Origin of the sequence: Sphingomonas canaveralia, from assembly GCF_047238125.1 — a bacterium.
GTDB lineage: Bacteria > Pseudomonadota > Alphaproteobacteria > Sphingomonadales > Sphingomonadaceae > JBDFMH01.
Genome location: NZ_JBDFMH010000001.1, coordinates 2,184,548 through 2,208,722 on the forward strand (window position 1 = coordinate 2,184,548; position 24,175 = coordinate 2,208,722).

At 65.5% G+C, this 24,175-nt stretch carries 23 protein-coding genes; 21 read left to right on the plus strand and 2 right to left on the minus strand.

Features of this window, described 5'->3' with window-relative positions; translation table 11 throughout:
* Nucleotides 1-389: 389 nt before the first annotated feature.
* Nucleotides 390-965 carry a hypothetical protein gene (locus ABC347_RS10885; RefSeq protein ID WP_413245750.1) on the plus strand — a complete coding sequence of 192 codons (576 nt, stop codon included), beginning with the start codon at nt 390-392 and terminating at the stop codon, nt 963-965.
* 91 nt (nt 966-1,056) lie between these two features.
* Here the strand turns inward: ABC347_RS10885 and ABC347_RS10890 are convergent, their stop codons facing one another.
* Nucleotides 1,057-1,578 (minus strand): hypothetical protein, encoded by a 522-nt coding sequence (locus ABC347_RS10890; protein WP_413245751.1) that lies wholly within the window; start codon nt 1,576-1,578, stop codon nt 1,057-1,059.
* A gap of 204 nt (nt 1,579-1,782) precedes the next feature.
* Here ABC347_RS10890 and ABC347_RS10895 point away from each other — a divergent pair, with 204 nt between their 5' ends.
* The 14 genes from ABC347_RS10895 to ABC347_RS10960 all read left to right on the plus strand — a co-directional run bounded on the left by ABC347_RS10895 (nt 1,783) and on the right by ABC347_RS10960 (nt 15,057).
* Nucleotides 1,783-2,319 (plus strand): hypothetical protein, encoded by a 537-nt coding sequence (locus ABC347_RS10895; protein ID WP_413245752.1) that lies wholly within the window; start codon nt 1,783-1,785, stop codon nt 2,317-2,319.
* Nucleotides 2,243-4,195 carry a phage terminase large subunit family protein gene (locus tag ABC347_RS10900; protein ID WP_413245753.1) on the plus strand — a complete coding sequence of 651 codons (1,953 nt, stop codon included), beginning with the start codon at nt 2,243-2,245 and terminating at the stop codon, nt 4,193-4,195. Before ABC347_RS10895 ends, ABC347_RS10900 begins: the two co-directional genes overlap by 77 nt.
* Nucleotides 4,196-4,197: 2 nt before the next feature.
* A complete protein-coding gene (locus tag ABC347_RS10905) occupies nt 4,198-6,000 on the plus strand; it encodes a hypothetical protein (protein ID WP_413245754.1) in 1,803 nt (600 codons plus the stop codon).
* Nucleotides 5,997-6,245 carry a phage head-tail joining protein gene (locus tag ABC347_RS10910; RefSeq protein WP_413245755.1) on the plus strand — a complete coding sequence of 83 codons (249 nt, stop codon included), beginning with the start codon at nt 5,997-5,999 and terminating at the stop codon, nt 6,243-6,245. The genes ABC347_RS10905 and ABC347_RS10910 overlap by 4 nt, the downstream gene beginning before the upstream one ends.
* Entirely contained in the window at nt 6,227-7,732 is a 1,506-nt protein-coding gene (locus ABC347_RS10915; protein WP_413245756.1) for a phage portal protein, read from the plus strand. The genes ABC347_RS10910 and ABC347_RS10915 overlap by 19 nt, the downstream gene beginning before the upstream one ends.
* 2 nt (nt 7,733-7,734) lie before the next feature.
* Nucleotides 7,735-9,798 (plus strand): ClpP-like prohead protease/major capsid protein fusion protein, encoded by a 2,064-nt coding sequence (locus tag ABC347_RS10920; protein ID WP_413245757.1) that lies wholly within the window; start codon nt 7,735-7,737, stop codon nt 9,796-9,798.
* A 54-nt stretch (nt 9,799-9,852) separates the two neighbouring features.
* The gene (locus ABC347_RS10925; RefSeq protein WP_413245758.1) at nt 9,853-10,155 is read left to right on the plus strand and encodes a hypothetical protein; all 303 of its coding nucleotides are present in this window, start codon (nt 9,853-9,855) and stop codon (nt 10,153-10,155) included.
* On the plus strand, nt 10,152-10,484 hold the full coding sequence (locus tag ABC347_RS10930; RefSeq protein ID WP_413245759.1) for a DUF2190 family protein: 333 nt from the start codon (nt 10,152-10,154) through the stop codon (nt 10,482-10,484). The genes ABC347_RS10925 and ABC347_RS10930 overlap by 4 nt, the downstream gene beginning before the upstream one ends.
* 74 nt (nt 10,485-10,558) lie before the next feature.
* On the plus strand, nt 10,559-10,819 hold the full coding sequence (locus tag ABC347_RS10935) for a hypothetical protein (protein WP_413245760.1): 261 nt from the start codon (nt 10,559-10,561) through the stop codon (nt 10,817-10,819).
* 3 nt (nt 10,820-10,822) lie between these two features.
* On the plus strand, nt 10,823-11,131 hold the full coding sequence (locus ABC347_RS10940) for a hypothetical protein (protein ID WP_413245761.1): 309 nt from the start codon (nt 10,823-10,825) through the stop codon (nt 11,129-11,131).
* Entirely contained in the window at nt 11,131-11,580 is a 450-nt protein-coding gene (locus ABC347_RS10945; protein WP_413245762.1) for a hypothetical protein, read from the plus strand. Before ABC347_RS10940 ends, ABC347_RS10945 begins: the two co-directional genes overlap by 1 nt.
* Nucleotides 11,581-11,589: 9 nt before the next feature.
* Nucleotides 11,590-12,822 (plus strand): hypothetical protein, encoded by a 1,233-nt coding sequence (locus tag ABC347_RS10950; protein ID WP_413245763.1) that lies wholly within the window; start codon nt 11,590-11,592, stop codon nt 12,820-12,822.
* 79 nt (nt 12,823-12,901) lie between these two features.
* Nucleotides 12,902-13,489 carry a hypothetical protein gene (locus ABC347_RS10955; protein ID WP_413245764.1) on the plus strand — a complete coding sequence of 196 codons (588 nt, stop codon included), beginning with the start codon at nt 12,902-12,904 and terminating at the stop codon, nt 13,487-13,489.
* 893 nt (nt 13,490-14,382) lie between these two features.
* Nucleotides 14,383-15,057, plus strand: coding sequence for a DUF6441 family protein (locus ABC347_RS10960; protein ID WP_413245765.1), 675 nt, complete (start codon nt 14,383-14,385; stop codon nt 15,055-15,057).
* Here ABC347_RS10960 and ABC347_RS10965 read toward each other — a convergent pair.
* Complete coding sequence (locus tag ABC347_RS10965) at nt 15,048-15,260, minus strand: hypothetical protein (RefSeq protein WP_413245766.1); 213 nt, start codon at nt 15,258-15,260, stop codon at nt 15,048-15,050. The two genes, ABC347_RS10960 and ABC347_RS10965, sit on opposite strands and share 10 nt — an antisense overlap.
* 48 nt (nt 15,261-15,308) lie before the next feature.
* Here ABC347_RS10965 and ABC347_RS10970 point away from each other — a divergent pair, with 48 nt between their 5' ends.
* Genes ABC347_RS10970 through ABC347_RS10995 form a run of 6 tightly spaced genes read left to right on the plus strand, consistent with a single transcriptional unit; the run spans nt 15,309 to nt 24,124 of the window.
* Complete coding sequence (locus ABC347_RS10970; RefSeq protein ID WP_413245767.1) at nt 15,309-18,449, plus strand: phage tail tape measure protein; 3,141 nt, start codon at nt 15,309-15,311, stop codon at nt 18,447-18,449.
* A 3-nt stretch (nt 18,450-18,452) separates the two neighbouring features.
* Complete coding sequence (locus ABC347_RS10975) at nt 18,453-18,815, plus strand: hypothetical protein (RefSeq protein WP_413245768.1); 363 nt, start codon at nt 18,453-18,455, stop codon at nt 18,813-18,815.
* Complete coding sequence (locus tag ABC347_RS10980; RefSeq protein WP_413245769.1) at nt 18,812-19,615, plus strand: hypothetical protein; 804 nt, start codon at nt 18,812-18,814, stop codon at nt 19,613-19,615. Before ABC347_RS10975 ends, ABC347_RS10980 begins: the two co-directional genes overlap by 4 nt.
* Complete coding sequence (locus ABC347_RS10985) at nt 19,612-23,355, plus strand: hypothetical protein (protein WP_413245770.1); 3,744 nt, start codon at nt 19,612-19,614, stop codon at nt 23,353-23,355. The genes ABC347_RS10980 and ABC347_RS10985 overlap by 4 nt, the downstream gene beginning before the upstream one ends.
* Complete coding sequence (locus ABC347_RS10990) at nt 23,352-23,933, plus strand: hypothetical protein (protein ID WP_413245771.1); 582 nt, start codon at nt 23,352-23,354, stop codon at nt 23,931-23,933. The genes ABC347_RS10985 and ABC347_RS10990 overlap by 4 nt, the downstream gene beginning before the upstream one ends.
* A gap of 23 nt (nt 23,934-23,956) precedes the next feature.
* Entirely contained in the window at nt 23,957-24,124 is a 168-nt protein-coding gene (locus ABC347_RS10995) for a hypothetical protein (protein ID WP_413245772.1), read from the plus strand.
* Nucleotides 24,125-24,175 lie beyond the last annotated feature (51 nt).

Sequence of the window (24,175 nt, forward strand, 5' to 3'; positions counted from 1 at the left end):
TGGCAGCAAGGACGGCTTGGTTGCGCTGATAGTCGGCATGCCGAGCCCCCTCACCATAGTGGAGATCCTGCCCGGCAGCGCCGTTCTAGAGGCGCGTCACGGACATAGGCTAAGATACCGTCTTCGCGATCGACCCGGTCAGGTCTATATCTGGGACGCCTATGCCAGCGAGAGCGGGCCGTAGTTGTAGCAATGACCCTGCTACAACCTTGCTACAGATCGGCAGCGACCGATCCTCCAACGTCATTCCCAACAGGGAATGTGCGGGGGCTAGCCTATTGTCTTACCTACAGAAAACACCTCCGTGCTGATCAAATAGGGGGCGTTCCGGCCGATGTAGCACCGGCTGCTGCTACAGTTGCTACAACTGCTACAGAGGGCATCCGTCGATGATCCGCGAACAGAATTGGTTCATGCTCCGCACCAGCGGCCCCAAGACCCTACCGCTCGCCCGGTCGCTGGCGTCGGCTGGATTGGACGTGTGGACCCCGATCGAAGTGCGAAACCGCCGCCGGCCCCGGAGTAAGGCGCGGGTCGAGATCGAGGTGCCAGTCATGCCGACGTTCGTATTCGCGCGAGCGTCGCAACTGTCGCAGGTCTCGCAGATCCTGGCGCGGCCAATGACCGGGCATGCCCGCTTCTCTCTGTTCCTTTATGATGGGCGCATCCCGTTCATAGCCGATCGCGAAGTGCAGAGCTTGCGGGAGGTAGAGGAGAGATCGCGCGACGCGCTCAAGCGCGCGCAGCGGAAGAACCAGCGTCGATCATTCCCGGCCGGCACCGAGGTCCGCGTGCCCGAGGGCAGCTTCGCCGGGATGTCCGGTATCGTGAAACAGGGAGACGATCGGTTCGCGCTGGTGTGCTTCGGCGGTTCGATGACGGTGAAGATTGCCACTTTTCTCTTAGAGGCAGATGCGATACAGTGTGACCGTCCCGCAACGGGCACGGCTGCTCAAGCGGCATAGGTGGGAATGGACAGGGCCTTCGTTGCTCGCCCCCGCTGCCCCGATCGGCACGCGATGGCGTGCTTCGAGCGGGAAGCGATAGCTATGTCCTTCAGCCGTTCCTCGACCTTTCATAGATGATCATGGGCTCTTCGACCCCGCGCTTGATGATTATCCGCCATGAGCGAAACCCGACATAGCCTGAACCCCATTTAGGCTCGGGCAACAACACTCCGTTTGTCGATATATAGCCCGTGGCATGATCCCATCTGCCGACAATGCCAGGCACTCCATCGCTTATGAATGCGTCGCCGGCTCGTGGGGTTTCACCTAACGCAAGGTAGCTTGAGACCGGATCCACTATCAGGGTCCACTCATCCACCACTAGCCACAAGCCGCCATTGGCTGTCGACGGTTGAATCGGGAAGATTTTACCTTCGGCGCTCAACGCCAAATGAAACCGCCGATGAGTGTTGTCCTCATCCGTGAACAATACGGCGATTGCGGGCGGCATGTCTTTATCACGACCGTCGACGATCATTAGACCGCCGGGAGCAATCTGGTCCTGTCGAACTAGCGAAAGCCGCTCGATCGGCAGCATCTGAGCGACGTCCCGTTCATCATCATCTGACATGTGAGTCTCCCTAGCGAGAATGTTGCGCGCGAACGGGGTTGGTCACAAGCCCCCCCCTAGCTGGGTCCTTCCGGGGGCCAAAACGTATGCGGGGGCCAAAGGCGCGGCATTCATTTAGTGAAAGGCCCTGCCTAAGCTTCCTCCTCCCTCGGTCTGGAAGCCGCAGAAATCCGCACATCGCGGCCGTCGCGTAAGGAAGTGGGCATGGATCTCGCCACCTACGAGCCGACGCGTGTTGAGATTGCCGCGCTGTTCGGGAAGTCCGAGCGCTGGATCGGCGAGCTGCGCAGCCGCGGCGCGCTGCCGGCGGACGGCGCGACCCTGGCCGAGGTGGTCGAAGCGTGGACCGATCATTTGCTGGAAAAGGATCGGACGACCGGAGACCTTGAAGCCGAGCGGACCCGGCTCACCGCCGCGCAGGCGGATGCGGTCGAACTGAAGAACGCTGTCACCCGGCGCGAGCTGTTTCCGATCAACCTCTACATTCAGGCTTTCGCGGCGGCGACCGCCAGCTTCAAGACCGCGGCGCGCGCGCTGCCGGTGGCGATGGCTACCGATCTGGCGACGATCAGCGATCCGCTCGAAGTCCAGACCCGGCTGGGCGACGAAATCGACGCCGCGCTTGAGGCCATGAGCGAGACCGATTTTGCAGCAGTCTTTGAAGATGCTGGTATCGGCGACGCGTCACGCGGCTTCGACACTGAAGCCGCCGCCGAAGCTGAGTCTGAGCGAATGGAGTGAGCGCTACGCTCACCTGCCGGACACCAGCGCCAAGCCGGGCAGATATCGACTAGCGACTGCCTCGTATCAGCGCGGCATCCTGGACGCGATCAGCGACCCGGTAGTGCTGGAAACGGTGGTGATGTCGTCCGCGCAGGTCGGCAAGACGCAGATCCTGCTGAACGCTGCCGGCTATTTCATTGATCAGGACCCGTCGCCACAGCTGCTGGTCCTGCCCACGGTCGACAACGCGAAGGACTTTTCGAAGGAGCGACTGGCAGCGTTCATCCGGGCGAGCCCCCGGCTGAAGGCGAAGGTGCCGATCGGCACGCGGGTCAAGGGATCGACCCTGCTCCACAAGGAGTATCAGGGCGGCAACATCACGCTGGCCGGTGCCAATTCGCCGACCGGCCTGGCATCCCGCCCCAAGCGTGTCGTCTATTGTGATGAGGTGGGTCGCTACCCCGCCAGCGCCGGCACCGAGGGTGACCCGGTCACGCTGGCGTTCAAGCGCACCGAGACGTTCTGGAACAGGAAGAAGGTTCAGACATCAACGCCCGGCACGGCCGGCGTCTGCCGTATCGAACGGGCATTCCTCGCTGGCGATCAACGGCGATATTGGGTTCGTTGCCCAGACTGCGGTCACCACCAGACACTGAAGTGGCGGCAGGTCAAATGGTCGAAAGGCGACGACGGCGAGCATGATCCGTCGACCGCCCGGTATGAATGCGAGGGCCACGATCCCGAGACGGGCGAGGTCTGTGGCGCACGTTGGTCGGACGCGCAGCGTTGGCGGGCGGTGCGGCAGGCGGAAGATGAGGGCGGGGGCTGGCGGGCGGAAAAGCCGTTCCGCGGGATCGCGTCGTTCCACCTGTCCGAGCTCTACTCCTCGTTCCGCCGCCTGGCGGAAACGGTCGCGGACTTCCTGGCCGCGAAGGGCAACCCGGAGCAGCTGAAGAGCTGGACGAACACCGCGCTCGGCGAGGCATGGCAAGAGAAGGGCGACGCGCCGGAATGGCAGCGCCTCTACGATCGGCGTGAACCGGCCGAGACGATCGGCGAGCCGCCCTCATGGGCGGCCCTGCTAACCGCCGCTGTCGATGTCCAGCGCAACCGCGTCGAGCTTGACGTGTGGGGCTGGGGACCGAACCGCTGGCGGGCATTCGTCGAGACGGTGGTGATCGAAGGCCGAGCCGCCGACGCGGACACTTGGCGCAGGGTCGATGCCGAGCTGGCGCGCGAATGGCGGACCAAGGATGGCCGCCGTCTGAAACTCGCCAAGGTCGCGGCCGACACCGGCGATGGCGACAGCACGATGGAAATCTATGCGTGGGCGCGAAAGCATCCCGCGCTGGTGATGCCGATCAAAGGCCGGCACTCGCTGGGCATATCCGAGCCGATCGCCGGACCCAAGCGGGTCGATGTCACGATCTCGGGTAAGACGATCAAGGGCGGCGTGAAGCTGTGGAGCGTCGCCACCTCGATGCTGAAGCAGGAGTTCTATTCCAGCCTCGGACTTGAGCGAGCGCTCGACGGGCAGCAGCAGCCTGACGGCTATGTGTTCCTGCCGATGGGCACGACCGACGAAGACGTGAAGCAAATGGTCTCGGAGCAATTCGTCCGGGTCCGCACCCGCACCGGCAGTGTGCGCATGGAATGGCAAAAGCTGCGCGACCGCAACGAGCGGCTCGATATCGCCATCTATGCGCGGGCTGCCGCTTACGCGCTCGGTGTCGATCGCTGGTCGGCCGCGCGATGGGACAAGCTGATCGATAGTGGCCGCGCCGAAGCGGAGCGGCCCACGCCGTCCAGTGACGCTGCCAAGCCGAAGGCTGCGCAGCGCAGATCCTACCTCGATCGATCGAAGACTTCGAACTGGCTGAAAGGGAGGCGTTGAATATGGCGAAGGCGATCCTCCTCTGGGACCCACGGTTCCCCGACCGTGCCCCTGACCGACTGCTGCTGGATGACGCCATCGCGTCTGCCGCGGTGCGCGCAGGCGTTGCCGTGGCGGCCAATCCGGAGCAACAAGCCGAGCTTGCGGCCGGTGGCGCGATCAGCGCGGCCGATCCGGTTGAGATGGTGCTGCAGCATGGTATCGCGGCGAACACGAACCGCGTGATGCTTCCGACCGCAGTGGCGCTGATCGCGGCTGGATTGGGACTCGCCCAGCTGGTAGCCGGCTCGCTGCCGGCTGTGACGGCTGCGCCTCGCTACGTATATGCGGCTGCCGGCCTCAACCCGCCCATCGCGTTCCAGACCGTCACGTCCGGCACCGAATACAGCTTCATGAAGAAGTGGTTCGCGCTGCCTGAAGCCTGCGATCACGGCTATTTCATCTTTTGCGATAAGGCGCTGAACGGCGCTGGCGCGAATGTCCACGTCGCGCCCGGCAACACCGCGCAGGACTGGCGGGTGATGACCGTTGAGGCTGTGGCTGGCGGCGCGATCACGCAGGTTCAGCATCCCGATAATGGCAACCCGATCGGGCCGGGTAACGTATGGACGCGGCCGGCAAACAGCATCCGCGCCGTCCGTGTCGGCGCTCTGGCGGCGGGCGAGTATCTCTGGCGCGGCCATGACTATGTGCCGGTCGGCGGCCAGCGGACCATTTCAGTCGCCCCGAGTTCCGGCATGGTGACGGGCGAGACGAGCGGCGCATCGGCCACGCCTTTCGACGGCACGATCCCGACCGGCCGCGTATTCAGCCACACGACTGCGCCGTCCGCGTTTCTGGCCATACTGAAGTCGGGCAAGGCCGTTCTGGTGCTGGGTGACAGCACTGAAGATCGCTTTTCGGACAGCTCGAACAACAATTATAACCACGGGCCGATCCGCGAACTGTTGACGCTCGCGAGCAACGGCGGGCGGGTGGCTGTGTCCGGCGACTGCCTGTCGCAGTCCAATCTTTCGACTTTCCTGACCACGCCTCTGGCTACCTACATGAACGGGGCACAGTTCCAGGAAGCGATGCTGGCGGCGATCCCCGGCGCGAACCAGAATTATTGGCCGTTCACTGACGCGATCAACGAGCATTTCCGCAACATGAGCGGGACTGCGGCGACCGTCACGAACGCCTTCATCGACCTGATCTGGGCTAAAGACCCGACCGTCCGCATCTGGGGCCATTCGCCTTACCCGTATGTGCAGGGCACCGGGATCAGCGGCACGACGCCAGCAACGCAGTTCGCCGTCACGGCCGACATGCAGGCGGTCATTCCACAGGGCGTTGCCGAGCGCGACACCTTCATGACGCAAACCCGATCCCTATTGGGCGGGCGATATCGCGGCGTCTTTGATCACGATGTGGATCTGGCTCCGGCTTCGCCGAACCAGCGACTGTGGAAAGTCGGCCCCACCGCGACGATGGCGGTTGCCACCATCGATGACGCCAACGGGCCGACCAGCATCACACTGACGGGCGTCCAGCCGCTCAAGGGCGAGTATTATGTGATCGATCCGGGTGGGGCAAATCAGGAAGGCCCGTTCCGCACCAGTGTTTCCAATGCCGCCACCCCTTCGGGTGGCAACTGGACGGTCGGCAATCAGAGCAACGTCAGGATCGTCAAGGCACACCCAATCGGGACGCCAGTCGTATTTATTGAAACGGCGGACGGCACGCACCCGACTGCCCGGTATCGGTTTGAGGTGATGAACGCCCCCGGCATGATCGCCGCCAAGCAAGCGCTGATCGCGGCATGAGCTGGCAGCAGTCCGACATCGACACGCTTAACGCGGCGATCGCTTCCGGCATCCGCTCGGTTGCGTTCGCCGATGGTCGGAAGACCGAATATCAGTCGCTCGACCAGATGTTGGCCGCGCGCAAGGTTATCCAAGCCGAACTGGACATGGCGACGCAGTCGGCGAGCGGCCTCGTTCGCCGCCGTGTCGGCGTCTATAATAGCGGGCTTGGTGGTCGGGGCGGGTCATGGCGCAACCCCTGCTAGACCGCGTCATCGGTGCGGTCGCACCCGGCTGGGCATTGGATCGCGAGCGCGCCAGGTTGCGGCTCGCGATGGTCCACAAAACCCGCGGCGAATATGACGGCGCGACGCAGGGCCGTCGCGCGTCCAGTTGGCGGCGATCTCTCCGGGATGCCAATGGCGAGCTGACGCCACAAGTGATGAACGCGCTGCGCGGCGTGGCGCGGGATCTGGTGCGCAACAACCCGTTCGCGGCGCGCGGCGTGTCCGCGATCGCGAACAACGTGGTCGGCACCGGCATCACCTTTCAGGTCTATCGCAATGGTGTGATCGACCCGGCGCTGAACGATATCGCGCGCCGACACTTCGACACGATGGACTGCGATGCGGCTGGCCGGCACGACCTCTACGGGCTGCAGCTGCAGGCCGCGCGCACGATCGTCGAGAGCGGCGCGGCGCTGGTGCGGCGGCGCTGGCGTCGGCGACAGGATGGCTATCCGCTGCCGTTCCAGATGCAGGTGCTGGAGCCTGACTATATCGACCAAGGCAAGCACGGACCGCTCCCGGTGACGGCGGGCAAGTCTGGCGGGTTTCTGATCAACGGCATTCAGTTTGATCCGTTGGGCGAGCGCGAAGGATATTGGCTCTACAGCGGGCATCCGGGCTCGGCCTGGTCGACCACGATCGAATCCAAGCTGATCCCGGCACGCGATCTCGCTCACGTCTTCCGGGCCGACCGTCCCGAGCAGGAGCATGGTGCAACGTGGCTGGCACCGATCGTGCTGCGCATGAAGGACTTCGCCGAATACGAAGATGCCCAACTGCTGCGGCAGAAGCTCGCAGCGTGCTTCGCGGTCTTCAAGCTCGGCGATGCTAGCAACGATCCGCCGATCCCGGACCCGAATGCGCCCGATGATGCCGGCCTGGAAATGGTCGAGCCGGGGATGATCTATGACGTGCCCGAGGGGCGCGACATCAAGTTCGCCGATCCGCCCGGCGTTGAGGGCTATGGCGAGTATTCGAAGGTCTCGCTGCGCGCCGTCTCGGCCGGACTAAACGTGCCCTACGAGGTGCTGAGCGGCGACCTGTCGAGCGTCAGCTTCATTTCGGGTCGGCTGGGCTTGCTCGAGTTCCAGCGGTCGCTGGCGACCTGGCAATGGAACATGTTCATCCCGCAATTCTGCGGTGCGGTCGAACAGTGGTTTCTGGAGAGCCTGCCGCTGATCGGCGAAGATCCGACCGGCGTGACGATGCGCTGGACCCCGCCCCGGCGTGAAATGATGGACCCGTCAAGCGAGGTGCCGGCAACGCGCAACGCAATTCGGTCCGGCCTGATGACCTTGTCCGAAGCGGTGCGCGAGCGGGGCATCGATCCCGATACGCACTTCGACGAGTGGAAGTCGGACGCCGACACCCTCGATCGGCTTGGCCTCGTGTTTGATGCCGACCCCCGCAAGGTGACGTCGGCCGGCAATCCTTCCTTCCTGGCGGACGCCCCTCCGAGGACCTGAGAATGACTGAAATCCTGATCTATGGGATCGTCGGCGACAGCTGGGACGGTCTCGACGCGAAGACCCTTGTGCCCCGCATTGCCGATGGCGACGACGCGCTCGACGTCCGCATCAACAGCCCTGGCGGATACGTCATGGAAGGGCTGGCGATCTTCAACGCCGTGACGCGGGAGCGCGCCAAAGGCCGCACCGTCACGGTGCACATCGATGGGCTCGCCGCCTCGATGGCGTCGGTCATCGCGATGGCCGGCGATGAGATCATCATGGCGGACAACGCCCTGATGATGATCCACAATCCATGGGACGTGGCGATCGGCGACGCCGCCGAACTGCGCCGCGCGGCCAACCAGCTCGATACGATCCGCGATCAGCTGGTGAAGGTTTACTCCCAGCGCACCGGGATCGATGCCGACACGCTGATCGCCATGCTCGACGCCGAGACCTGGCTGACGGCCGAGCAGGCTCTTGATCAGAACTTCATCACGTCGATCAGCGAGGTGGTGACCGCCGCCGCCTGCGACGTGTCCGCATTCGGGTTCCGCAAGGCGCCCGAAGACCCCCATCTCGTCAAGTCGATCGGAGCTGTGATGGCGTCGATCCGGCCCGGCGCGAAGGGCATCCCGTCGGCGATCGCCGCGAAACTTACTCCCAAGGAGACGATCATGTCCGAAGTGAAGGACAAGCCGGCGGTCGATCAGCCCCCGGCGCTCACCACCAATGACGTTGCCACCGCCGCGCAGGCTGCGGTGCAGGCCGAACGCGATCGCGTCACCGGCATTCGCGCGCTCGCTGCCCAGCACAGCCTGGACGCCAAGTTCACCGATGAACTGGTGGCCAGCGAAACCACGCTCGCGCAGGCTCGCGAGAAGGTGCTCGACAAGCTCGCCGAGCAGAGCCAGGCGCAGCAGGTCGGCCATCTGAGCCCGGCCCGCATTACTCAGGACGAGCGTGACAAGTGGCGCGACGGTGCCACCGCCTGGCTGGCCGTTCGTGCCGGTGTCGCGCCGATGATCGAGAAGGCGGCCCGCGAGCGCGGCGAAACCGTGCGGCTGGACCCGGGCGAGTTCCGCGGTGCCAGCAACGTCGATCTGGCGCGCGAGGCCCTCGGTCGCGCGGGCATCCGCACGACGAGCCGCGATCGCTACGACATCGTCTCGGACGCGATGACGGCGCGGTCGAGCATCACGCAGACGACCAGCGACTTTCCGGTCCTGTTCGAGAACCTGATGCACAAGACCCTGCAGTCGGCCTACGCGGTGACGCCTGACACCTGGAGCCGCTTCTGCGGCATCGGCAGCGTCAGCGATTTCCGCGCTCATGGTCGTTATCTGCGCGGCAGCTTCGGGGCACTCGACAGCTATGGCGAGACCGGCGAGATCAAGAACAAGCCGATCCCGGATGGCTCGAAGGAAACGCTGAAGCTCGACAAGAAGGGCAACATCGTCAACCTGTCGCGCGAGGCGATCGTCAACGACGATCTCGACGTGTTCTCTGGACTGGCGGTCGACCTCGGCCGGGCAGCCAAGCTGACGATCGAAGTCAACGTCTATGCGGTGCTGAACAGCAACCCGACGATGGCCGATGGCTTCGCCCTGTTCAGCGCCCAGCACGGCAATCTCGCGGGTGCCGGTGCCGCTCCTTCCGTCACTGCCTTCGATGCGATCCGCGTCGCGATGGCGAGCCAGAAGGATGTCAGCGGCAACGAGGTCCTCGATCTCAAGCCGGCGATCATCCTGGCCCCGGTGGGCTTGGGCAGCGCAATCCGGGTCATCAACGACAGCCCGTTCGACCCGGACGCCACGAACAAGCTGCAGCGGCCCAACCCGGTCGGCAAAATGTTCAGCGACGTGATCGACACGGCACGTCTGACCGGCACCGCCTATTATGCCTTCCTCGATCCGGCGGTCGCGCCGGCCTTGGAGGTGGCATTCCTGGACGGTCAGCAGGACCCGATGGTCGACAGCCGCGAGGGCTGGCGGAACGACGGTGTGGAATGGCGCGTGCGCCACTACTTCGCGGTCGGCGCGGTCAACTGGCGTGCCGCCTATCGGCAGCCCGGTGCCTGACCTGCTTTCGGCGGGGCGAGCTGAAGCCGCCCCGCCGCTTCAAGGAGACCTGCCATGAAATTCGTGAAGCTTCTCACGCACGCCATTGTTGGCGGCACGATGCGCAGCCCGGCGGAAGGCGTGCTGCACCTGAACGACGACGAGGCCAAGCGGCTGATTGATGAGAATGCCGGCGAGGATGTCAGCGATGACTTCACCGCCAAGCAGGCTCGCGAGACGCCGGTTGAAGGCGTGAAGACCGACGATGGTCGCTCGCCCGATGCCGCGCCGGCTGAACCCCACCAGTCCGAGGTCGCCCCGCAGGCGACCGAGCCGAAGGCTGCGAAGCCTGCGCCCGCGAAGGAGAAGGCGAAGTGAAGACCTATGTGCAACCGGGGGAGACGCTCCCCCTCACCGCGCCGTATGCCGTGGCCAGCGGCGGCGGCTTCCTCGTCGGCTCGATCTTCGCCATCGCGAAGCACGATGCCGCCAGTGGCGCCCCCGTCGAAGGCCTGCGCATCGGTGTCAACGATGTCGCCAAGGCTACGGGCGAAGCCTGGACCGCCGGCCAGAAGGTCTATTGGGACAACACCAATAAGCGTCTGACCACCACCTCCAGCGGCAACACGCTGGTTGGTGCAGCAGTGCAGGCGCAGGCGTCGGGCGACACCGTCGGCCGCGCGCAGCTGACCGGCCAGATCGTCTAACCAGCGTCCCTCCCTGGACCGACTGAAGGGCGGTGGGCTTCGGCCTGCCGCCCGCCTTTTTCCCGGAGACGATCATGCGCAAGATCACCCTCTATGGTCCGGCGGTCGACCGCCTGGGCCGCTTTCGCGACGCCGGTGAGGAACTGACCGTCGGCGGCGAAGACAATACCGACACCGACCTGACCATCGCTCGCGCTGACGAGCTGATCGAACAGGGCGTCGCTGTCACAATGACCGAGGCGCGCGAGGACGCCGCTGCGCCCGACCCGCTGGATCATGACGGCAATGGTCGAAAGGGCGGCGTCGCCAAGCCCAAGGCTGCGGCCCAGGCTTGAACCATGCTCGCGCATGAGGCGGCAGCGCTGGCAGCAGTTCGGCTGCTGTATGGCGAGCCCATCATCTACACCCGTAAGACCGGCGGCCTGCCGCTGGCCATTTCGGCTATCCCCTCGATCGGCGGTGCTGCCCCGGCCTTTCAGGGCGCGGGCGACACGCTGCGCGAAACCGCCTTTGAGATCTTCAAGGCGGACCTGCCGTTCGATCCCGGCAAGGGCGACAAGATTGAACATGCCGGCATCGAGTGGACGATCCTGCAGAAGACCAGCCTGGACGATGTCGCCAGCTGGTCGGTGCAGGTCGAACGCTAATGGCGATCATCCGCAGCGCCATCACCGCGGCGGTGGCCGCGCTGTGCGAAAGCAGCGATGCGCAGGAAGTCGAGATCATGCCGCGGAGCGATCCCGGTGCCTTTCCCGCGCTTCACATCTTCGACGGCGGCGAGTCGCCCCGCGAAGCCGAGGCCGGCACAGACCGGATGGAAATGGACATCACCGTCGAAGGCTATGTCGAGCGTGGTGCGGGGCAGGATCCCTATGACGATCTCAACGCGCTGCACGCCTGGCTGGTCGATGCGATGGCCGCAGAGCCACCACTCGGCACCACACCGGCCGGGCCGATCGCCGCGGTCGAGATCGTCGAGCGCGGCGGCTTGCGCATCAGCGTCGCCGAGCTCGCCAATCAGGCGCGGCTCGGCTTCGCCCAGGACTTCACCATCACCTATTCCGTCGTGCGCGGCGGCATGTCCCAGCAGATCTAGGAGACGACCATGGCCGACCCGACGATCCGCCCGCTGAACGCGGCGATCCTCGTTAAGCTCGAGACGACCGAAGGCATCGATGCCGTGCCGGTCGCCGCCGATGCGATCCCGTTTGAGGGTGACTACAGCTACAACTACCCGTTCGGGTCGGAGACTTCGAACGAGGTGGTCGGGGGCCTTGTCACCGGCGCACCGCTGATCGTCGGCCAGGCCGCGCAGCTGACGATCAATTTCCGGCTGAAGGGCGCCGGCCCATCGGCGGTCTACACCGCCAGCGTAAAGCCGCCGCACCACGCCATCTACGCGATGGCTGGCAAGCGACCGCAGTTCACCGCTGCCGTCTCGGCGCAGGCGCTGACCGCGGGCACGACCAGCTCGGCGACCCTCGGCGCGTCCTTCCCGGCGACGGCTCAGGCACTGCGCGGCATGCCGCTGATCCTGTCCGGCGGTCCTGCGGCGGGGCGCTGGCCGCTGGTCACCGACTATACCGCCGGCCGCGTGGCGACGCTGGCCGACACGTTCGGTTCCGCGCTGGGCACCACCGATCAGGCTGCGCTGCCAGCCAACTGGCTCTACGCAGGAACATCGCCGGCCGATGCAGCGGCGCGGCTGACGGATCACCCGTCGGCCACGGTCTATATCTACGAGGACGGCACGCTGTTGAAGTTCGTCGGCTGCCGCGCAACCCTAAGCCTGGCTGCACAGGCTGCGCGCGCTGGCATTGTGACCGCGACGATCACCGGCACGTTCGCGGGCCAGTCCGATGCCTCAATCCCGGCTGCCGCGATCGGTGCCGCGCATGCTGCGCCGACTCTCAACATGGGTGCCGGCGGCATCAACCCCGCCTTCCTCGTCAACCGCGCCGGGCTGCCGATCAGCAGCTTCACGATCGACGACAGCGGCGCGATCGAAAGCCCCGAGGATCCGAACACGCCTTATGGTTTCGGCAGTGGCGTGATCGGCCAGCGATCGCCGCAGCTGACGATGGATCCGCTGAAGACCACGATCGCCACGCGCGATGCGCTGGCGCAGCTGTCGGCCGGCTCGATCTTCCCGGCCGGCGTCCGGTTCGGGTCGGTGGTCGGCAACCGAATCGGGATCGTGCTGCCGCAGGCGACACCTGCGAGCCTGGAGGCTGGCACGCGCGGGGCGCTGCGTTCCGAAAACCAGACGCTGCGCGCGTTGAACCCCGGCCGCGACAGCTTGGGCCGCGACGGTGACTGGACGCTGTGCTTCTATTGAGGTGGCCATGATCCCGACCGATACGAAGACCCCGCACCGTTGGACGCCATCATGGCTGGCGGGTCGGCCGAATGCGCCGGTGTTCCTGTTCCGCGGCGCGTCCGTCGTTGAGCGCGAGACGCTCGAAGCCGAGCTCGATGCGATGGGGGCCGGCGTCGTCTATGACTTCCAACTGGCCAACGCGTTCAATGAGGGAGTGGCACAGCTGCTGGGCGATGATGCGGACGGTATCGCCCAGCTCAAGGACATCCGCGCGGCGGCGGACAGCGAGGGGCGCACGGCGCTGTCCGTGCCCGATCGCGCCACGCTCGATGGGGCCGAGGCCGTGCTGACTGAACATTGGCCGCCCTATGCGGCCCTTGTCCGGCGATCGTCGCGCCGTCACGCGCTGCAGCCGGTGCTGGCGTTTCAGCGCTGGTGCGTGGGCTGGGAGAATGTGCCGCACGCGTCCGGCGAAGGCGAAGCCGTCCATGCCCGCGGGTTCGATGGCCATGTCAGCGAGGCCGCGCTGAAGTCCATCGACCCGATGATGTTGCGCATCGCGGGCTCGGAGGCATGGCAGCTGCAGCAGGGCGCTGGTGCCCAGGCAAAAAACTCCGAGGCGGGCTCGAATGCCGACGGCGACCCGCCGATTTCCAGTTCGGCGAAGGATGGGGTGGCTGGCTGATCGGCGACGATCGCTGGGAAGAAAACCCGCTGACCGCCGTGCCGCGGTTCGTGCTGACCGTGGTGGACCTTTGGCTTTCCTGCCGGCGCTCGGCGCGAATGTTCGGCGGTGCGTCACTGCCCTGCGCGGGCGGTGTCGTCGATCAGCCAGCGGCTCTGATGGATGCGTTTGTTCTGCTGGATAGCTTCGTGGAGACGAAGGCATGATCTTCGCTAGTCGGGGATTACGCCATGCATCAAAAGGTCTGTCCACTGCGCCTCGTCTAAGACGCAGATACCATTCGCTTTGGCCTTTTTTATCTTGGCTGGGCTGACATTCTCGATGCCCACTACGAGATAGCGCGTGCGGCTCGTAATCTGCGCAGAAACGTAATAGCCTCCGAGTTTTGCCGTTTCCGTCATCTCAGATCGGCCGACCTGAAACTGGCCAGTGAAGCAGACCCCGGGGCCGTCTCCTTGGGGTGTGTCAGCAACGGGAGGCGGATCGGGGCGGCGACGGTAAGATTGCATGGGCAATCCGCGCCAGCGCTTGTCCCTTCGCCAGGTGCCTTTCCAGTGGTTCGGGACCGGTAGGCATCCGCCAAAAAGGTCACATGCCAAATCCGCATACTCGTTGTCGGACCGGTGGACCATCGCCCGCTCGCCCGACAGGACGGCGTCGATATGCGAGCAGAAATACTCGTCCGGGGGTAGGCAGTCGCATTCGATCAGCCGCCTGGACCACGTGATCTGTAGAAGATGCCAAAGCTCGTCATCGGATTTCGATCGAACTCTGACGATGAAAACCGCAGGGCACCGAGCGTCGCTAGTTTCCATAACCACCCCCGCGATTTGCCAGTGAGGCTATGTGGTCGCTGATCGAGAGTCGAGAGCGCCAAAAAGGATGACCCTGCCATGATCGATCTTGGCGTCGACCTGGAGCAGCTGCGGCGCGATCAGGATCGGGAAGCTCGCCGCATCCTCGGCGCGAGCGCGGGGGCCGTGCGGGACGCGACGAAGGCGCTGGAGCGGAAGCTCGAAGAGAAGACGCGCCAAGCCGTGCCCGGCAAGCTTTGGCGCGCCTGGGCTTCCAAGGCGTTTCCGCGACAGGGGATCGCCAAGGAGCCGGTCGGCAGCATCTTTGTGAAGGGCGGCGCGCGGTCGCAGGGCGCGATGGATTTCTTCACCCGCCCGGGTCGCATCAAGGGGCGGGCCGGCGGCGGCGTTGCAATCCCGACCGCAGCTGCAGGCCCGCGCGGCCGAGCGCGGCTGCTGACGCCGCGGGAGTGGGAAGCCCGCACCGGTGTGGAGCTACGGTTTGTTCCAGGCCGACGAGGCGGGAAAGCGCGCCTCGTGGCCGAAGGAACGACCAACGGACGGAGCGGCGTGTTCCGCCCGATCACGCGGGCGCGCACGCGGGCCGACGATCGGCGCGGGTTTCAGCGTGGCGTGCAGACGGTGACGATCTTCGTGATTATGCCGTTCGTCGATTTCGCGAATAAGTTCTCAATTGAGCCGATCGTGCGAGGAGCGCAGGCGGATATGGTTCGGGACTTCGAGCGGCGGGCGGCAACCGCGGGTCAAGGCTGACGAGTGGAGCGACGCATTATTCGTCGGTGCCCTATCGCGGCCACGGTGTAGGGTATCACGGCGAACCCTACCCCAATAGCTGCGAGAGCGCCTTGAGCCGGCGCGGCTTCCGAAAGAGCTAGGGCAGCGTAGATAAAAAATGCGCCAATGAGCGCGCCGAGAACGGCGACGCCTTCAATCAAGCTCTGAATGCCTTCGCGCATGCCACCCCCGATAGATGCAGCTCGCTAAACTGAACGAGGAGGCGTGCCTTGGCAACAATCGACATTGTGGCACGCCTCAAGCTTGCAGGGGAGCAGTTCTCGCGCGAGTTCCGGGACCGAATGGACCGCGTGGAGCGTGAGGCTCGATCCGCTGGCACTCGCGTCCGCAACGCGTTTGGCAGCGCCACCGCCAAAGGCGGAGCCGTGATCGCAGGTCTTGGGGCTCTCGGCCTCGGATCGGCAATTAAAGAGGGCCTTGATTACGCGTCCTCGCTCGGTGAGGTTTCGGCACAGCTGGGCGTCACCACGCGCGATCTTCAGATCTACCGCTATGCCGCGACGCAGACCGGCGTCGAGCAAGAAGCGATGGATAAAAGTCTGGCGAAGCTGACCCAGACACTTGGCAAGGCGGCGCTCGGCGTCAAGCAGCCCAGCGCGCTGTTCAAAGCTCTCGGTATCGACATCAAGGATGCCGCCGGAAACACCAAGACCGCTGGCGAGATTTTGCCTGAGATTGCCGAGGCGATCTCCAAGATCGCGGATCCAGCACGCAGGGCCGCGATCGAAGTGGGGCTGTTCGGTAAATCAGGGCAGACCTTGGCTCCGCTTTTGGAAGGGGGGCGCGCCGGTGTTCAGCAACTAGCTGATGCAGCAGAGCGTCTCGGCCTTGTGCTATCCGACGAGCAAATCGCGAAGGCAGACGAAACCGCTGACAAGCTGGCTGAACTTCAGACCGTCTTGAAAGCAAATATTGCGGCAACAGTCGCCGACAACACCGGCGCGATACTTGCGCTATCCAATGCGCTTGCCTCTGTGGTCGTGAACGCAGGGCGCGGAATCGAAGCGCTCACCAACTTCAAGAACATCCTAGCCTATAGAACTGGCGGAGCCGGTTCAGCACAGGCGGCCGTGTCGCTCACCCGGAGTCAGTCCGGCCGTAATTCGCTCTTGAACGAACTGGATGCTGCTCTCGCGCAAAATGTGGCTGATCGTTCGCGCAATCGCGGTGATCGCCAAAGCTATCTGGGCGGACTGATCCAGGTAACGAGTAAGGCTGATGAGGCTGCCAAGCGGAAGCTGGACGAGCAATTCCGCGATCTCAACCGTCGACGGAACGCCGTTCTGAAGATCGACGCCCGAGCTAAGGCGCAGACACCGACGCGCACCGCTCCAGCCACTGTGGTCGATCTCAGCGATCTCAAAGGCGGGGGCGGAAAAAGCAAGGGTGGCAGCGGTGGCCAGTCCGAAGCGGAGAAGCTGCGCAAAGAATATGAGCGCATCACCGAGCGTCTGACCGAACAGGTTCAGCAGGGTGAAGCTGCCGCCCGCGTCGACGAGATGCGCGCGCAGGGCTTGTCCTATCTCGCCGATCGCGAGGAGGCGATTGCGGGCATCCGGTCGCAATTCAACGATCTGGCCGGCAAGACTGCAGAGCAGGTCGCGCGCCAATATAATGTTACGGTCGAGCAGGCCGCGAAGGATCTGGAACTGCTCGGCATCCTGGAGCAGCAGGCTGCGGCGCGCGCCAGTGGCGAGCGCGCCTCCCGCGACGAGGCCGAGATCACCACTCGATTGAATGGCGAGTTCTATCGATCCATTGAGGATCGCCAAGCCGCAGAAGAGAAGCTGGATCAAATCAAGCGCGATGCTGCGGACGAGCGTGCCGCGCGTGAGCGCGAACAGATTGACGAGCTGGCCTACTTCTACCGTGACGCTTTCGACGGCGGCAGCGGCGGCATCTGGGACACATTCGAAGATCTCGGCAAGGATGCGATCGCCCGGATCGCGGCGCAATACACTGTCCTGCTGCTGGCCAAGCAGAAGGCCAGCTTCTCGGAAGTCGCGAAGTCGGCGCTTGCCAACAATCCGCTCGGCAACTTGATCGGGGCTATCGGTGGCGGCGCAAAGAAGGGTGCCAGCGCCGCGAACGCCGTCGGAACCGCCGCTAGTGCTGCTGGCGCTGCCGGGGCAGCCGGCGCGGCTGGAGCGGGGGCGGCCGGTGCTGCCGGTGCCGCTGGCGCGGCGGGAGCCGCTGGTGCCTTGGGTAGCGCCACTGCAGCGCTGTCAGCGGCGGCACCCTATCTGGCGATCGCCGCGATCGCGCTGCCGGTGATCGGCAAGCTGTTCGCCAGCACCAAGCGTGCCTCGGCGACGATCGGGTTCGGCGGCGATGGGCTGGGCGTGATCAGCACGGCCGGCAACAGCGCATCCTACAAGCAGCAGGTGTCGCAATCCGGCGGCGGCATCGTCGATTCGATCAATTCGATCGCCGAACGCCTGGGCGCGACGGTTTCCAGCACCGGCAAGGTTTCGATCGGTCTGCGCGACGGCAAGTATCGGGTCGATCCGACCGGCGGCGGCAACACGAAAACGAAGAAGGGCGCGATCGACTTCGGCAAGGATGAAGAGGCTGCGGTCCGCTTCGCGATCGCAGACCTGCTGAAGGATGGAGTGCTGGCCGGCATCTCGGATGCTTCGCAGAAGCTGCTGCGCTCCGGTGGCGAGCTGGAAAAGCAGATTGAGAAGGCTGGCCGGATCGAGAGCATCCCGAAGCTGCTGAAGGCGCAGCTGGATCCGCTGGGCGCGGCGATCGACGATCTGAATACCGACTTCGCGAAGACGGTCGCCGCGCTGAAAGAAGGCGGCGCCACTGCCACGCAGATGGCCGACGCGCAGAAGCTCTACAATCTGCAGCTGGAAAAGGTGAAATCCGAGACGCCCAAGGCCTCCGCCTCGCTCGCCGAGTTCCTGAAAGAGATCGGCTACGGATCGTCGTCGCCCTTCTCGCTGCGCGACCAGATCGCCACCAGCGAAGCGGCGTTGCGGCCCTATCTGGAGGCGATCGGCAGCGGGCGCGCGATAGACCAGGGCAAGTATCTGGCCGAGGCGCAGCGGTTCCTGGATTTGCAGCGGGAAGCCAACGGATCGACCGAAGCGTTCTTTGCCGCACAGAAGACCATCGCCGATGCCACCGCGCGAGCGATTTCCACGATCGACAATGCGGTGCCGATCGGCGGGGCAGTCGCTGACCCATTCATCGAAAAGACGGCGGCCAACACCCAGACTACGAACGAGATGCTGCAGGAAACGAACACGGCCCTGGCGCAGGTCAAGAACCTGTTGTCCCAGATTGCCGCAGGCGGTGGCGGGGATTTCAGCCGGTTCATCACGGCGCAGCGCGGACTTTAGACCATGCCAGCACAGACAGCCGATATCGGCCTCGCCATTCGCGAGGCCGCCGCAGAGCCATGGTCGAACGCCGCCGTGCTGGCGCGCTATCCGAACGCGCGTGACGGCGCCGCCGCGCCTGCGGAGGGTTTCTTCGACGCCACTTCCGACGCCGCCACCGCGGTCGCACAACGCGGCGTGCTGATCGGCACCGAACGGCGGCGGTTCAATGTGGCCGTGGCTGACCTGCTCTGGGTCGATCCTGCCACCGGGATTCCAACGGTGACACTGGTCGACGCGGAGAATGCGGTCAACGGCGCGCACCTGGTCACCCGCCTCGCGCTCAATCTGGAAACCGGCGTGACGGAACTGGACCTGTTCGGATGAGCAACGCGCTGATCGTCAAGCCGCTCGCCGGCATTGCCACGGCCTCGGCCACCTCGCTCGGCACCGCCGCCAATGTGCTGAACGACTATGCCGGCGTGATCTGGCGTTCGCCAACCGGAACCGACTTCCACCTGCGCATCGACTTCGGCGCCGACGTGGCGTTCGACACGGTGATGCTGTTCGGGCTGATCGGTCCGCCGACCGACGCCTTGCTCGACATCAAGATTGCGACTGCGGCGCAGGGCTTCTTCACCGGGGCATTCTACACCGCGCCGCAAATGTCGGTCTGGGCCGGCACCGTTCGACAGGCGAATGGCCTAGGCGTGACGCTGTGGCAGGCGCCAGCGGGCGCGCCGACCGTCGCACGCTATCTGCAGATCCGCGTGATCAACCTTGCCGGGTCCTATGTGCAGGTTGCGCGGGCGGTGGTCGGCAAGCGACTGGCGCTGGCACGCAATTATTCGGTCGGCGGCGCTTTCGGCGTGCGCGATCTCGGCACCACTGATTTCGGCGTCCTCGGCACGCTCCTGCGTCGCCGTGGCGCCAAGCTGCGGTCGATCGGCATCAATTTCGAGTATGTCTTTCGCGACGAAGCGGAAGCTCAGGTGCAGCCGCTGATCGAGTTGGCTGGCGCAAGCGAGCCGATCGCCCTGGTGACCGATCCCGATCCGCATGCCAATCGCGAGCGCCGGGCCTATTTCGGGCCGCTGGTGAGCGACCTCGGCACTGTGCAGCGCGTGCCTAATGGCTTTGGCTGGGCCGCATCGGTGGTCGACCTCTTCCCGGTGATGCCGGCATGACGATGGCGATCGCGATCCAGATCGACGGCTATGATCCGTCGGCCGGTGCGGCGGTTACGCTGCGGGCCTGTTCGGCCAATCACCCCGATGTCTGCCATATGGACGGGCAGACCTGGTGGCCGGTAATCGCGACCGCGCCGACGCTGGCCTATGATCTGTTCGACGGGGCCTTCACGGGCGGGATCGAGACTCCCGGCAGCAGCTTCACCATGGCGATCGAGCCTTGGACGAACTTCGGCCGCTATCAGCTGTCAGATGCCCGGGTGCGGCTGTGGACCGGCGAGATCGGTGCTGCCTGGGCCAGCTGGACGCTGCGGTTCGACGGACGCACGACCGGGCAACCGTCGATCAGCGGCGGCATTGCGACGCTGCCGATCGCCGTCGACGACCGCTGGCTCGATAAGCCGCTGCTGGCCACCTATGCCGGCACTGGCGGTGCCGAGGGCGTGGCCGGGCTGAAGGGCACGGCGAAGCCGCTCGCACTGGGCGCGCCGCGCTATGCACCAGGCACGCTGATCGACCCGACCAACAGCATCCTGCAGCTGTCAGCCTATGGCCTGATCGAGGATGTCGAGGTGGCGCTGGAGCGGCTGGTGCGGTTCGGGGCCTCGGCCGGCGACTATGCCAGCTATGCCGCGCTCGCCGCCGCCACGGTGCCGGCCGGCCGCTGGGCGACTGCCAAGGCTGTCGGCATGGTCCGCCACGGCGCCCCGCCGACCGGCAAGCTGAGCTACCTGATGCGCGGCGATCGCGCGGGCGCGGGTGGCTGGGTCAGGTTGCCCGGTGCGCTGATCCGGCGCGTGGCCGAGATCGCAGGCGAAGCGGGCCGGCTGGATCTGACTTCGCTGGCAGCGCTCGATGCCGCGCGGCCCTGGCCGCTGTCGATCTATCTGGACGCCCAGACCACGCCGCGCGAGCTGATCCAGCGGATCGCCGCCAGCGTCAACGCGGTCGCCGGCACCAGCTGGCTGGGCAAGCTGTTCGCGGTGCCGGTGGCGATCGGCACGCCCAGCGTGACGCTGCGCAGCGATGGCGCAGCGCTGCCGCCGGTTGGCGCGGTCGCGCAGGCCGAGGTGAGCCCGCCATGGTGGCGGCTGTCGCTACAGGCGGCGCGAACTTGGGCGGTGCACAGCCTGGACGAGATCGCGTTCAATGCGCAGCTGATCGACCTCGGCGCTTATTCGGCGGCCACGACCTACCGCGAAGGCAATATGGTCCAGCAGGCCGGCTCGAGCTGGGTCTATATCAACCCCACGCCATCGGCCGGCAACTCGCCGCCGACGCTGCCGACCGAGAGCAACGCCTACTGGAAGGTGATCGCGCGGGCCGGTTCGGACGGAAGCTCGTCCTATACGCCGCTGCTCAGCAACGAGACGCACGTCCTGCCGGCCGATGCCGACGGTGACGTGCTGAGCTATGACGGGGCCTATACCGACTTCATCGTGTTCGCGGGCGGCACCGATGTCACTGCCAGCTTCGCGCTGTCGGTGGTCAGCAATCCGCAAGGTCTGGCGGTCGGGATCGCTGGCAACACCGCGACGGTGACCGGTGGGCTCGATGCCGGCGAGCCGAACGCGACCGTGCTGCTTCGTATGACGGGGTCGGGCAGCTATGCCGGCGTCACGCTGGAGCGGCAATTTTCGCTGGTGAAGAGCCGGGCAGGCGCGGACGGGGAAAGCCCGCCGCTGATCAGGATCACCGCGACGCCGCAGATCGCGCGCTACAGCGGGGCCGGCGCGTTCGTGGCCGGGCAGAGCATCACCTTCAAGGCAGCAGCGACCAACGCTGTCGGCGTGCCGGTCTTCCGCCTGATCAACAGCGACGGCACCGAAGTCTATTCGAACACCGCGGCTGGCTATGCCGCCGACGTGCCGGCGCACTGGTCGTCGCCGAACCCTGAGACGCTGGTACTCAGCGCGACAGGCCTGCCGGTCACCGTCTCGACGCATGGCGGGCCGAACGGCCGCTTCACGATGCGCGCGACGATCGCCAGCGCGCCGGACATCTTCGACGAGGTGTCGGTCCAGAAGGTGCAGGACGGCGCGGCCGGCGCGAGCGCATTCACGCTGGTGGCAACGCCGGGGAACAACGTCACCCCAAACAGCGCGATCAAGGCCGATGAATCGACCTCGGGCGGGTGGTCACGGATCGCGACGACAGCCGAAGCCTTCACCGGGGGCGCGATTTGCTCGTTCATGACCAATGCCGCAACGATCGGCGAGATTGTGGTCGGGTTCGACGACGGCGATGGCGGCTCCTATTTCGACGTGCGCTATTCCTGGCTGTGCAACAATTTCGGCACGCCGAACTGCCATGTCTTCAGCGAAGGCGTTGTGATCGCCTCGATGCCGATGGCGGGGACCGATCGGCTGTCGATCGACTATGACGGCGCGGGCAAGGTCGTATGGCGGCAGAACGGTATCGCGCGCCATACTGCGACGGTCGCGCCGGATCAGATGCTGTTCCTGGCGGTGCATGCGGTGGCGGTCGGCAACGTCGCCAGCGGTATCACCTTCGCGGCGCGCGGCGCGAGCGGCGCGGATGGCCTGGACGGGAATGACGGCCTGCCCGGCGCGGACGGCACCTCGTCCTATGTCCATATTGCCTATGCCAACAGCGCGGATGGCAGCATCGATTTCACCACCGGCGCGCCCGGCTCGCGTTCGTACATCGGCACCGCGGTCGACACGAACCCGGCCGACCCGACCGCCTATGGGGCCTATACCTGGTCGAAATATCGCGGCGACGACGGCGCGCCGGGCACCGATGGCCTGCCGGGCGCGCCAGGTGCCGATGGCACGCCGCGCTATATCTGGATCGCCTATGCGAACAGCGCGGACGGGTCGGTCGACTTCACCACCGGCGCGCCTGGCGGCCGGACCTATATCGGCGTCGCGCCGAACAAGACCACGGCCACAGAGGGCACGACGCCGAGCGACTATGGCTGGTCGCTGATCAAGGGGGCGGATGGATCGCCCGGCGCACCAGGTTCGCCTGGTGCTCCTGGCGCGCCTGGCACCGATGGCCTGTCCGCACCGGGCCTCTCGGCGATCGTCGTGAACGCCTACAATGATGGGACCCTGAAACCCGGCGCGCTGGCGAACGCGACCGGCACGATGCGGGTGTATCTGGGCACGACCGAGGTGACCGGCAGCTGCAGCTTCAGCGTAGTCAACGTCAACGGCTGCACGGTTTCGATCGGCGGCGGCGGGACTTATAGCGTGACCGGCCTATCGGCGCTCGATGCGAAGGCGGTGCTGCGCGCGACCTATGGCGGCACCGTGATCGATCGCGAGCTGTCGGTCAGCAAGGCGATCCAGGGCAGCGGCGCCTATCAACAGACGCAGGCGCTGAGCGGCACAGTGACCTCGGCCAGCTATGGCGGCGCACTCACCGGCGGCATCACCGGCGCGCCAACGTCCGATCCGATGGGCGTGATCGTGACCGCCAGCGTCAATTATTCGATCGCCAGCGGATCGCAGGGGCTGACCGCCAAGATCCAGTATCGGATCAACGGCGGCACCTGGACCGATCTATCCGGTTCCGAAGCCAGCGGTATTCCTGCGCTGGTCGGCGAGCCGTCGTCGGTCAACCTGTCCGGATCGATCAGCGACACGACGCTCGCCAACAATGATCTGGTCGATGTCCGGGTGCTGGCGCGGAAGACCGGCGCGACCGGTGGCAACATCACAATCACCGCCGGCTCGATCATCTCCATCGCATGGCAGGCGGGCATATGAGCTGGCGCATCCTCTATGATCCAGCCACCGGTGCGGAACTGGAGCGGACCGAGACGCCCGTCGACCAGATCAACCTGGCAGGGCGTGCCGTGCGCGAGATCGGCAATGTCGCGGATTGGCATATGGTGAAGTGGGACGCTTCCGCCCGCCAGCTCGTGGATGATCTCAGCACGCTGGAGGGTGAGCTGCTCAATGCGATCGATGCCGCCGCCGCCATGTCCCGTCGACGGTGGCTGACGATGGTGCCTGGCCAGGCTGATGCCTATCGCGAGAAGATGATCGACGTTGCTAGCCTCAACGGGCTTGCTGGCACGACCGCGCTTATCCTGGCGGCGCTGGGGGCGATGACCGCGGCCCAACAGAAAGCGCGCTGGCCGTTCCTGTGGGCCGAGAAGGAGGCGCGGGGGCTGACGACGCTGGTGCAGGCGCGCGACGCGATCATGGCGGCGGCCGATGCAAGCCGCGTCGGTCGTGCAGAAATCGAGCGGGCGCGTCGCGCCGGCAAGATCGCAGTTCGCGCGGCGACGACCGCTGCGGGAAAGCAGGCCGCTGCGGCGGCGGTGACCTGGCCGAGCTGATCGGCCACAAACAGGAGACGACCATGCGTAAATTGATGACCGGCCTCGCCATCGCGGCGGGGTTGCTGGCGGCTGCATGCGGCGACGATGTCGACCGGGAGCCGATCGATGGCAACGCGATGGTGATCTGCGACGAGGATGGCACACCATGCCGCGGCGACGTGCCTGCGCCGGCTGAGGCGGGGCGCTAGGCGTGACCCCGTTCTGGCTCCTGAACGTGGCCGTGTGGTCAGCCGTGCTGA

Excerpts from the sequence above, each read along its gene's own strand:
- ABC347_RS10885 (WP_413245750.1), top strand. The coding sequence starts at position 390 with ATGATCCGCGAACAGAATTGGTTCATGCTCCGCACCAGCGGCCCCAAG.
- ABC347_RS10890 (WP_413245751.1), bottom strand. The coding sequence starts at position 1,578 with ATGTCAGATGATGATGAACGGGACGTCGCTCAGATGCTGCCGATCGAG.
- ABC347_RS10895 (WP_413245752.1), top strand. The coding sequence starts at position 1,783 with ATGGATCTCGCCACCTACGAGCCGACGCGTGTTGAGATTGCCGCGCTG.
- ABC347_RS10900 (WP_413245753.1), top strand. The coding sequence starts at position 2,243 with ATGCTGGTATCGGCGACGCGTCACGCGGCTTCGACACTGAAGCCGCCG.
- ABC347_RS10905 (WP_413245754.1), top strand. The coding sequence starts at position 4,198 with ATGGCGAAGGCGATCCTCCTCTGGGACCCACGGTTCCCCGACCGTGCC.
- ABC347_RS10910 (WP_413245755.1), top strand. The coding sequence starts at position 5,997 with ATGAGCTGGCAGCAGTCCGACATCGACACGCTTAACGCGGCGATCGCT.
- ABC347_RS10915 (WP_413245756.1), top strand. The coding sequence starts at position 6,227 with ATGGCGCAACCCCTGCTAGACCGCGTCATCGGTGCGGTCGCACCCGGC.
- ABC347_RS10920 (WP_413245757.1), top strand. The coding sequence starts at position 7,735 with ATGACTGAAATCCTGATCTATGGGATCGTCGGCGACAGCTGGGACGGT.
- ABC347_RS10925 (WP_413245758.1), top strand. The coding sequence starts at position 9,853 with ATGAAATTCGTGAAGCTTCTCACGCACGCCATTGTTGGCGGCACGATG.
- ABC347_RS10935 (WP_413245760.1), top strand. The coding sequence starts at position 10,559 with ATGCGCAAGATCACCCTCTATGGTCCGGCGGTCGACCGCCTGGGCCGC.
- ABC347_RS10940 (WP_413245761.1), top strand. The coding sequence starts at position 10,823 with ATGCTCGCGCATGAGGCGGCAGCGCTGGCAGCAGTTCGGCTGCTGTAT.
- ABC347_RS10945 (WP_413245762.1), top strand. The coding sequence starts at position 11,131 with ATGGCGATCATCCGCAGCGCCATCACCGCGGCGGTGGCCGCGCTGTGC.
- ABC347_RS10950 (WP_413245763.1), top strand. The coding sequence starts at position 11,590 with ATGGCCGACCCGACGATCCGCCCGCTGAACGCGGCGATCCTCGTTAAG.
- ABC347_RS10960 (WP_413245765.1), top strand. The coding sequence starts at position 14,383 with ATGATCGATCTTGGCGTCGACCTGGAGCAGCTGCGGCGCGATCAGGAT.
- ABC347_RS10965 (WP_413245766.1), bottom strand. The coding sequence starts at position 15,260 with ATGCGCGAAGGCATTCAGAGCTTGATTGAAGGCGTCGCCGTTCTCGGC.
- ABC347_RS10975 (WP_413245768.1), top strand. The coding sequence starts at position 18,453 with ATGCCAGCACAGACAGCCGATATCGGCCTCGCCATTCGCGAGGCCGCC.
- ABC347_RS10980 (WP_413245769.1), top strand. The coding sequence starts at position 18,812 with ATGAGCAACGCGCTGATCGTCAAGCCGCTCGCCGGCATTGCCACGGCC.
- ABC347_RS10985 (WP_413245770.1), top strand. The coding sequence starts at position 19,612 with ATGACGATGGCGATCGCGATCCAGATCGACGGCTATGATCCGTCGGCC.
- ABC347_RS10990 (WP_413245771.1), top strand. The coding sequence starts at position 23,352 with ATGAGCTGGCGCATCCTCTATGATCCAGCCACCGGTGCGGAACTGGAG.
- ABC347_RS10995 (WP_413245772.1), top strand. The coding sequence starts at position 23,957 with ATGCGTAAATTGATGACCGGCCTCGCCATCGCGGCGGGGTTGCTGGCG.